This window comes from Niastella sp. (assembly GCF_045805085.1).
In the GTDB taxonomy this organism is placed as follows: Bacteria; Bacteroidota; Bacteroidia; order Chitinophagales; family Chitinophagaceae; genus Niastella.
Genome location: NZ_JBJMLX010000220.1, coordinates 1 through 9,446, shown reverse-complemented (window position 1 = coordinate 9,446; position 9,446 = coordinate 1). Strand labels below are relative to the sequence as shown.

At 38.0% G+C, this 9,446-nt stretch carries 16 protein-coding genes; all 16 read right to left on the bottom strand.

The window, feature by feature from the left end:
* On the bottom strand, window positions 1-249 hold a 249-nt coding region (locus ACJ751_RS11470), incomplete at its 3' end, for a DUF2071 domain-containing protein (protein WP_407745635.1).
* On the bottom strand, window positions 250-630 hold the full coding sequence (locus ACJ751_RS11465) for a DoxX-like family protein (RefSeq protein WP_407745634.1): 381 nt from the start codon (window positions 628-630) through the stop codon (window positions 250-252).
* Window positions 630-1,340: a hypothetical protein gene (locus ACJ751_RS11460; RefSeq protein ID WP_407745633.1), complete on the bottom strand. Its 711-nt coding sequence runs from the start codon at window positions 1,338-1,340 to the stop codon at window positions 630-632. Before ACJ751_RS11460 ends, ACJ751_RS11465 begins: the two co-directional genes overlap by 1 nt.
* 20 nt (window positions 1,341-1,360) lie before the next feature.
* Entirely contained in the window at window positions 1,361-1,621 is a 261-nt protein-coding gene (locus ACJ751_RS11455) for a hypothetical protein (protein WP_407745632.1), read from the bottom strand.
* A 10-nt stretch (window positions 1,622-1,631) separates the two neighbouring features.
* A complete protein-coding gene (locus ACJ751_RS11450) occupies window positions 1,632-2,336 on the bottom strand; it encodes a hypothetical protein (RefSeq protein ID WP_407745631.1) in 705 nt (234 codons plus the stop codon).
* Window positions 2,337-2,412: 76 nt separating this feature from the next.
* On the bottom strand, window positions 2,413-3,123 hold the full coding sequence (locus ACJ751_RS11445; protein WP_407745630.1) for a hypothetical protein: 711 nt from the start codon (window positions 3,121-3,123) through the stop codon (window positions 2,413-2,415).
* A gap of 1 nt (window position 3,124) precedes the next feature.
* Window positions 3,125-4,006 carry a hypothetical protein gene (locus ACJ751_RS11440; RefSeq protein ID WP_407745629.1) on the bottom strand — a complete coding sequence of 294 codons (882 nt, stop codon included), beginning with the start codon at window positions 4,004-4,006 and terminating at the stop codon, window positions 3,125-3,127.
* Window positions 4,007-4,212: 206 nt separating this feature from the next.
* The gene (locus tag ACJ751_RS11435) at window positions 4,213-4,461 is read right to left on the bottom strand and encodes a hypothetical protein (protein WP_407745628.1); all 249 of its coding nucleotides are present in this window, start codon (window positions 4,459-4,461) and stop codon (window positions 4,213-4,215) included.
* Window positions 4,462-4,588: 127 nt separating this feature from the next.
* Window positions 4,589-4,906 (bottom strand): hypothetical protein, encoded by a 318-nt coding sequence (locus ACJ751_RS11430; protein ID WP_407745627.1) that lies wholly within the window; start codon window positions 4,904-4,906, stop codon window positions 4,589-4,591.
* A 76-nt stretch (window positions 4,907-4,982) separates the two neighbouring features.
* Complete coding sequence (locus ACJ751_RS11425; RefSeq protein ID WP_407745626.1) at window positions 4,983-5,672, bottom strand: hypothetical protein; 690 nt, start codon at window positions 5,670-5,672, stop codon at window positions 4,983-4,985.
* Window positions 5,673-5,751: 79 nt separating this feature from the next.
* Complete coding sequence (locus ACJ751_RS11420) at window positions 5,752-6,444, bottom strand: hypothetical protein (RefSeq protein ID WP_407745625.1); 693 nt, start codon at window positions 6,442-6,444, stop codon at window positions 5,752-5,754.
* 87 nt (window positions 6,445-6,531) lie between these two features.
* Complete coding sequence (locus ACJ751_RS11415) at window positions 6,532-7,053, bottom strand: hypothetical protein (RefSeq protein ID WP_407745624.1); 522 nt, start codon at window positions 7,051-7,053, stop codon at window positions 6,532-6,534.
* 265 nt (window positions 7,054-7,318) lie between these two features.
* Entirely contained in the window at window positions 7,319-7,555 is a 237-nt protein-coding gene (locus ACJ751_RS11410; protein ID WP_407745623.1) for a hypothetical protein, read from the bottom strand.
* Window positions 7,556-7,627: 72 nt separating this feature from the next.
* Window positions 7,628-8,599, bottom strand: coding sequence for a hypothetical protein (locus tag ACJ751_RS11405; RefSeq protein ID WP_407745622.1), 972 nt, complete (start codon window positions 8,597-8,599; stop codon window positions 7,628-7,630).
* Window positions 8,600-8,692: 93 nt separating this feature from the next.
* On the bottom strand, window positions 8,693-8,815 hold the full coding sequence (locus ACJ751_RS11400; RefSeq protein WP_407745621.1) for a hypothetical protein: 123 nt from the start codon (window positions 8,813-8,815) through the stop codon (window positions 8,693-8,695).
* Window positions 8,816-8,911: 96 nt separating this feature from the next.
* Window positions 8,912-9,446: hypothetical protein (locus ACJ751_RS11395; RefSeq protein WP_407745620.1), on the bottom strand; the 535-nt coding region annotated here is incomplete at its 5' end.

The following is a 9,446-nucleotide window of genomic DNA, read 5'->3' as shown; positions in this document are numbered from 1 at the left end:
CACAAATACCCGGAACCCGATCAGGAAGAAATCGTTACCCAATATTTTTGGAAATCCTTTTGGCCGCAACGCTTTTGTTTGCACCATGGCCACAGCAATGAAGGCCCATTTGTCCTGATGAGTGTCCAACTCCAAACACTCAGGTACCAGGTGTTTTATTTGTTCTTTGGGAACAGCAAATGTGAACACATGGGAACTGTCAAAAAATGCTTCAACAGCAAAGGGATGATCTTTTAGAAAGGAAAGCATTTATGGCTGTGGGGCTGGTTTAGGTTTTAGATAATACTCATTGTATCCTATCAGCAGTATGAACAGAAACGCAAACATTAAATTAAATCTACCCCATAAAAGCAAGTCCGGCACCAGAAAAAATTCCATTATATTCATAGCGCCAACAATCATTATCTGCATGATCGCATTTAGTCTTGACCAATAGCCACTTACAACCCAAACCGCCATGGCGATCTCTGCAAAGCCAATCGTTTTTGTCAATAGTGCGGCATGATCGCCTCCCAAAATACTGGCAACAATTTGCTGATGACGGGGCACCATGTTCAATACTTTACAAAACAGGCCATTGGCGAGCCAAACGGCGGCAATGAGGTAATTCAATAATTTGTTTGGGGTCATTACTTATGGTTTAGACCTTGTTTTTGCTCCCTAAAATACCTAAGTAATTCCAAGGTTACTAAATATTGGTCCTTAAACATTCCGGGTAATTCTTTGTCAACTTCCTCGTAACCATTCAGCGTGCTTTCAAAAATGCTATCCAGATCCCTTGTTGGATTGCAAAGGGCTTCTATTGCCAAGAATCTTATGGGAGCGGGAGTCAACAGAAATTTCCCCTGTTCATCCGGAGTCATTTGTTCCAGGGCTTTATATACCTGTTGCAAGGTGTTGTACCTGTTTATAAACTCATCCTCCAGGTATTCAATCGCTTTTTTAAATCCGGTCAGTACCTGGCGTATTTGCGATTCATTTTCATCATCAATATCAGTCATATTTTCAATAAAGCTGGCATCAACAGCCGCTATATTTTTCATAGGCATGGCTTTCTTTATAGTGCCTTTGAAATCTACCCCGTACACTTTCATTTCAGCATCGCCCTGCTTAAGCTTATTTTTTTTCAACAATGGTTGCAAGATAGTTTCTACTTCCTGAAACCGTTTTATAACATAGATATTTTCCCTGACCCGAAAAGAGCAGGAATCGCTTATCAGCCCAATATAAAAAGCCTTTGAATTATCTTTTGCGGCAAGGGTAATTCCATTAGAAAAGATCTTACATGTAAACTCTTTTCCGAAAAACTCTTTTGTTATCTTATTTAGTAATTGTTCCATAAGTCCGTTTTATAATTCCATTATTCCCTTGGGAATTTAGTTCTATCATCAAAGTAATCCGGGGGTAAAAAATTGGTGATCCTTTTATCAAAGGCCTCATTTTCCCTGCCAAAATTAACTCCTAACTGAAATACATGAAAGTCATCTGCTTTTTCGTAGGATAGAATAGCATGAAACACCTCATCCTTAACAAAATGATCAATCACAAAATCTGTTTTATACGTTTTGTTATACCAATCAACTATTGTTTCCAGCATATAAGGCTGATTGGTAATAATCATAAGCTCCTTTTTACTTGAGTCCATTGAATTCTTGACTTTTTAAATACTGTTGCAATTCAATAGTTACTTTATCATGATTTTTGAACATTTCAGGAAACTCTTTTTCCACTTCACGGTAATCATTAATAGTAACTCCAAATAGACTTTCTAAATTGCCTGAAGGGTTACATAAGTATTCAATTATCAATTCCCTGATGGGGCCCGGATTTGTAAAAAGCTCACCACGCTCTTTCGGTGTCATTGCCCCCAGGCTATCATACACCTGCTGCAAAGTTTTATACCTGTTTATAAATTCACCATCCAGGTATACGATCGACTTTTTAAATTCGGTCAGTACCTGGCGTATTTGAGCCTCATTATCGGTGTCAATATGGGTATAAGTCGTAATAAAGCTGGCATCTACACCTGGTATTTCCTGAATAGGCATTGCTTTTCTTATCGTGCCTATAAAAGAAACTCCATATACTCCTTCATCAAAATCGAACTGGGGGATTTTATATTTTTTCGCTAATGGCTGCAAGATGGCTTCTACTTCCTCAAACCGTTTCATAGCATATACGTTTTCCCTGACCCGAAAACTGCCGGGATAACTCATTAATCCGAAACTAAAACCCTTTGAATTATCCTTTGCAGCCAAGGTAATCCCAGTCTTATATATTTTACATTTAAACTCATTCCCGAACAATTCTTCGGCTACCTTTTTTAGTACTTCCATAGTTTCTTTAAGGCTCTTTTAAAGGAAAAGGCGATAAGCTTTTCAACTTAACGCTTTTCTGGTAATGCTATTTATTTTAAGCCTTCCCGCCTTTGAAATACTTTAGCAATTCCATTGTTACTTTATCATAATTTTTGAACTCTGTTGGATACTTTTTTTCTATCGCCTGGTAATCATTAATAGTTTCCTCAAACTTGCTATCTAATTCGCCTGAAGGGTTTAGCAATGCTTCAATTGCCAAAAATCTGATTGGACCTGGTTCCGAAAAAAATACCCCCCTTTCATCTGGTGTCATTTGTTCCTGGGCTTCATATACCTGTTTCAAAGTTTTGTATCTGTTTATAAACTCCTCCTCCTGGTATTCAATTGCTTTTTTAAACTCGATCAGTATTTGGCGTATTTGTGCCTCATTCCCTGAATCTATATGAATCCTGTTCGCAATAAAGCTGGAATCAACACCTGGTATTTCTTGAATAGGCATTGCCTTTTTTATGGTACTTATAAAATTAACCCCGTATACTCCTTGTTCAAAATCACCCTGGGGCATTTTATATTTTTTTAACAATGGTTGCAAAATGGCCTCTACTTCTTCAAACCGTTTCATTGCAAATATTTTTTCCCTGACCTGAAAACTGCCGGGAGAACTTATCAGCCCAAAACTGAAGCCCTTTGAATTGTCCTTTGCAGCCAACGTAATCCCGTTCTTATAAGTTTTACACTGAAACTCATTCCCAAACAGTTCTTCAGCTATCTTTTTTAGTACTTCCATGATTTCTTTTAAACCCACGTTATTTTTGTTTCTCAAAAATACGCAGCGTGCCGCCCTGTGTCAACACATATAGTTTATCTCCCTGTACACCAATATCCTCTATCCAGTAGTTTCCTTCTTCGATAGGAATTTCGGTATACCATAATAACTCCTGTGTGCTGAGCCTAACAACACCTACTACAGGCGTCTTTTGATTCTCAAAATATAAATCATCGCCTTGCGGAATAAAACGGTTTGGTAAGAATTTGAACCCGTTTCTGTTAAATGAAGCCGAAAAATCAAAAATTTTCACTTGAAACGTTTCCGGGTTTAATTCAGCTACCTCTTGCGCCTCTGCACCATAGATCATACCTTTATAGAGTCTTATTCTGCCTTTACCCAATTTGATCCTTTCAATGATCTTTCCGGTGGCCACATTGAAGCAAAGCACTATGCCTGTTTCCAACCCCCAAAACAGCCTGTCTCCATATACTATCATGTCATTGATAATATGATTTTCGGATGCGTCAGTTACGTCCAACACATCCACGCTCCAAAGTTCCTGGCCATCTGTTAATCGATGGCAAGAAAAGTTTCGGCGCTGTCTGACAAAAAAGAATTCTCCTTTAATATCTGTGAGAAAACTGTTTTCCCACTCGTAAGGAGTCTCATGCAGATCGGCATCCAGCCTAATAAACTGTTCTCCCTCATCCTTTTCTTTCAGTACTGTCACCCAGTTGCCGTTATTAAAAAAAGGCCTGACAGCAAATGGACCTTCCATTTTTTTTTCCAGATTACCATTTTTATAAATCTCCAGGTTATTCCCCTTTTGGGTAAAACAAAAAATGAACGACATCCCCAGCCTAAACTCCTTCATATGCAGGCCGATAACATGGGCGCTATTGCCATCTTTACTTACCACATTGCCACTTTTGTCAAAATATACTATTGAATCGCCTGAAAAACCGGCGTGTTTCACCTGTTCAATGGTATCAATCAAATTAAAAAGCATTCTATAAAAACTGTTTACTTAATCAAAGTTTATGAATACATCCGAATGCGTCACAAGCCCCAACGAAAAGGCGGTAAGGTTTTCAACTTAACGCTTTTCCTGGTAATACTATTTCTCTATGCCTTCGTGCTTTTAAAGTACTTTAGTAAACCGCTTGTTACCTTATCATAATTTTTGAATACATCCGGATGCCTCATTTCAGCTTCTTTATACGCTGTAATAGCACTTTCAAACCGGCTATCCAAATCAACTGGTGGATTGCACAGCGTTTCAATTACTAATTTCTTTAAATTTCCTGGAATAGCTACAAACTCGCCACGCTCTTTTGGGGTCATTTGCTCAAGATCTTCATATACTTGTTGCAAAGTATTGTACTTGTTTATGAATTCATTCTCCAAAAATAAAACCGCTTATTTAAATTCTGACAGGATCTGGCGAATTTGTAGCTCATTTTCGTCATCAATATGAATCCTGTTCGCAATAAAGCTGGAATCAACACCCGGTATTTCCTTGAATAGGCATTGCTTTTCTTATGGTACCTATAAAATCAACCCCATATACCCCTTGTTCAAAATCGCCTTGTGGCATTTTATATTTTTTCAACAATGGTTGCAGAATCGCTTCAACTTCTTCGAACCGTTTTATTGCGTATATATTTTCCCTGACCTGAAAACTGCCGGGATAATTTATCAGCCCAAAACTAAAGCCCTTTGAATTGTCCTTTGCAATTAAGGTAATTCCATTTGAATGCACTTTGCACTGAAATTCACTTCCGGACAGTTCTCCTGCTACCTTTTTTATTACTTCCATAGTTTCTTTATTCCCCTTTATAAACGAAAAGGCGATAAGCTTTTCAACTTAACGCCTTTCCTGTAATACTATTTCTCTAAGTCTTTTGACTCTTAAAATAATGATACAAACCCTCCACTACCTTATAATAATTTTTGAATACGGAATGTTCTTTTTCAGCTTCCTTAAAATCTGCTATGGCACTTTCAAACATGCTATCCAAATCAGCTGGAGGGACACAAAGAACATCAATTACCATTCTCTTAATCGGACTGGGCATCATTAACAGCTCACCACGCTCTTTTGGCGTCATCGACTTCAGGGCCTCATATACCTGCTGCAAAGTTTTATACCTGTTTATAAATTCATCTTCCAGGTAAACAATCACTTTTTTAAATTCGCTAAGTACCCTAACTATTTGTGCCTCATCACCGCCATCAATATTGGTCATATCTTCAATAAAACTGGTATCTACACCCGCTATTTCCTTCATTGGCATTCCCTTTTTTATGGTGCCTTTATAATCAACTCCGTACATCCCCATTTCAAAATCACCCTGGCTAACCTTATATTTTTTCAACAACGGCTGCAGGATGGACTCTACTTCTTCAAAGTTCTTTATAGCATAGACATTTTCTCTAATGCGAAAAGAGCTATCATAACTCATTAACCCAAAACAAAAAGCCTTTGAATTATCCTTGGAAGCCAATGTAATCCCATTGGAATAAATCTTGCACTCAAACTCATTTCCGAAAAATTCTTCGGCTACCTTTTTTAGTACTTCCATAGTTTCTTTAAGCCTCATTTATAAACGAAAAGGCGATATGCTTTTCTATTTAACGCCTTTTCTGGTAATGCTATTTCTTCTAAGCCTTTCGGCTTTTAAAATATCTGAGCAATTCCATTGTTACTTTATCATGGTTTTTGAACATTTTAGGCAGCTCTTTTTCAGCATCTTGATAATCATTGATAGTCTCTTCAAATTTGCTATCTAAATCGCCTGAGGGGTTAAGCAAGATTTCAATTGCTAAAAACCTGATGGGACCGGGATTCATAAAAAACTCGCCACGTTCATCCGGTGTCATTTGTTCCTGGGCTTTGTATACCTGTTGCAAAGTTTTAAACCTGTTTATAAACTCCTCCTCCAGATATACAATCGCTTTTTTAAACTCAGTCAGCACCTGGCGTATTTGTGCATCATTCCCCGAATCAATATGGGTCATATCTTCTATAAAACTGGTATCAACACCTGCTATATCTTTCATTGGCATCCCTCTTTTTATAGTGCCATTGAAGTCTACCCCGTACACACCCAGTTCAAAATCGCCCTGACTTATTTTATATTCTTTCAGCAAGGGCTGCAGAATGGACTCAACTTCTTCAAACCTCTTTATAGCATATATATTTTCCCTGACACGGAAATAGTCCGACTTACTTATCAACCCAAAACAAAAGGCCTTTGAATTATCCTTTGCAGCCAATGTAATCCCATTGGAATAAATTTTATACTGATACTCATTCCCTAAAAGTTCTTCTGCGATCTTTTTTAGTACTTCCATAGTTTCTTTAAGCCCCTTTTAAAGGAAAAGGCGATAAGCTTTTCAACTTAACGCCTTTTGTCTGGTATTATGATAATACCACTTCTATTATGCCTGCCTGCTTTTAAAATACTGTTGCAAACCGCTTGCTACCTTATCATAGTTTTTGAAAATGGTTGGATGGGTTAATTCAGCTTCTTTATAGGCAGTAATGGCACGTTCAAACCTGCTATCCAAATCAGCCGGTGGGTTGCACAGCATTTCCATTACTAATTTCCTTAAATTCCCAGGAACAGTTAGAAACTCACCGCGCTCTTTTGGTGTCATTGGTTCCTGGCCTTCGTATACCTGTTGCAAGGTATTGTACTTGTTTATAAATTCCTTATCCAGGTATACAAGTGCTTTTTTAAACTCGGTCAGTACCTGGCGTATTTGTGCCTCATTATCGGTGTCAATATGGGTCCAAGTCGTAATAAAGCTGGCATCTACACCTGGTATTTCCTGAATGGGCATTTCTTTTTTTATGGTGCTTATAAAATCAACCCCATAGCCCGCCTTATCAAAATCGCCCTGAGTGATTTTATATTTTTTCAACAATGGCTGCAAGATAGCTTCTACTTCGTCAAACACTTTTACTGCGTAAATATTTTCCCTGACCCGAAAACTGCTGCCAGGATAATATATTAGTCCAAAATGGAAACACTTTGAATTATCCGCAATTAAGGTAATTCCATTTGAATGAAATATGCACTGAAATTCATTCCCGAACAATTTTTCAGTTACCTTTTTTAGTACTTCCATAGTTTCTTTAAGCCCTTTTTTTTAAACGAAAAAGCGATAAGCTTTTCAACTTAACGCCTTTTGTTAGTTGTATCAAAAAGTTTGGAAAAATAAATTATTCGTCAGGCCACCCAAGCTTATCATCAAAGTAGCCGGGGGGCATTTCGGTGGCAAATGATTTATCATACGCTTCGATCTCTCTACCATAATTGGCTGCTAACTGAAATATGTTGAAGTCAGTAGCCTTTGCATATGAGACGTATGCATAACTCGCATCATCCTGTACAAACCGTACCAATTTAAAATCTGTGTCATAAACACCATTATACCACTCTATGGTATGCTGCAACATCTTAGGGTAATTGGTAAAAACCCTGAATTCTTTATGTCTAACACTTGTTCCATTTTGCTACATCATCCATGGTTATTTATTCCTTTCAAAGATCCTCAGTGTGCCGCCCTGTGTTAACACATACAACTTATCGCCCTGTACACCAATATCGTCTATCCAGTAATACCCTTCTTCGATAGGTATTTCAGTGTGCCATAACAATTCCTGTGTGCTTAGTTTAACAACGCCTACCACAGATGCTCTTTCACTCTTAAAATACAGTTCATCGCCCTGCGGAATAAACATATTTGTTATAATACCGAATCCCTGTTCTTTAAATGCAGCCGTAAGATCAATCTTGTTCACTTGCAACGTTTCGGGATCCAACACCCGCACCTTATGTTCTTCTGCACCGTAGATCTTGCCCTCATAATATTTTATCCGGCCTACTGCCAACTGAATTTCTTCAATTATCTTTCCGGTGGCAACCTCCAAACAAAGCACCGTGCCTGTTACCAACCCTAAAAATAGCTTGTCATTATATAATATCAGATCTTTTATGACTTGTCCTTCGGTTTCCTCGGATATTTCATACACATCAAGGTTCCAGAGTTCATGACCATCTGACACGTGATGGCAGGAAAAGATCTGGCCTCGCCTGACAAAAAAATAATTGCCTTTAATATTCACGAGATTGCTGTTCTCCCAGCTATAAGGCACTGCATTGAGCTCGGTATCTAACCTGATGAATTTTTCTCCCGCTTCCTCTTCTTTCAGTACTACCACCCAATCGCCGTTATCAAAAAAAGGCATAAAAGCAAATGGACCCTCAAATTGCTTTACCAGCTCGCCTTTTTTATACACCTGCAGGTTATTCTCATTTTTTGTTACACAAAAAACAAATGACATCCCAAGCATAAATTCCTCCACATTCCGGGCAATTACATGGGTACCATTGCCATTCATACTAACCACATTCCTTTCTTTATCTCTATAAATTAATGCATTGCCAGAAAAACCAGCATATTTTACCTGTTCAACCTTTTCGCTCAATTTAAAAAGCATCTTCCCTTTTTTTATTTAAAGATAAGCTTAAACCAATCATCATTATCCTCCATAAATTTAAGCAGTTTGTCAACATTATTGATACGCGTTGTATTATCGTAATTGATCCTTGCCATCTGTTGCTTCCTCATATACCACTTCGGCAATCTGTTCGGCAGGGGTAAACCGACTGGGATCGAGTTTTGAAAATAACTGGTCAACCCATTTGTCGTACACGGGATGTGCAGTATACTAGTTTCTTTAAGCCCCTTTTATAAATGAAAAGGCGATAAGCTTTTCAACTTAACGCCTTTTCTAACAATACTATTTCTTTTAAGCCTTCCGGCTTTTAAAATACTTTTGCAACTCGCTCGCTGCTTTATCATAATTTTTGAATACGTCAGGATGCCTTTTTTCAGCATCTTTAGAGTCGGCAATGGTACGTTCAAACTTGGTATCCAAATCAGCTGAAGGATTGCACAGTGCTTCAATTACCAAATTTCTTATAGGCCCCGGCATCGATATAAACTCACCGCGTTCTTTTGGTGTCATTTCCTGTACGGCATCGTATACCTGCTGCAAAGTTTGGTACTTGTTAATAAATTCATTTTCAAGAACCAGGGTTGCTTTTTTTAATTCAGTCAGCACCGGGAGTATTTGCGCCTCATTTTCGGTATCGATATAGGTCATATTTTCAATAAAACTGGCATCAACACCTGCCAATCCCTGAATAGGTACTGCTTTTCTTATGGTTCCTTTAAAATCTACTCCATAAACATTCTGTTCAAAATCACCCTGTCCTATTTTTAACTTTGTCAACACTGGCTGCAAGATAGTTTCTACTTCTTCAAATCTTTTGATTGCATGT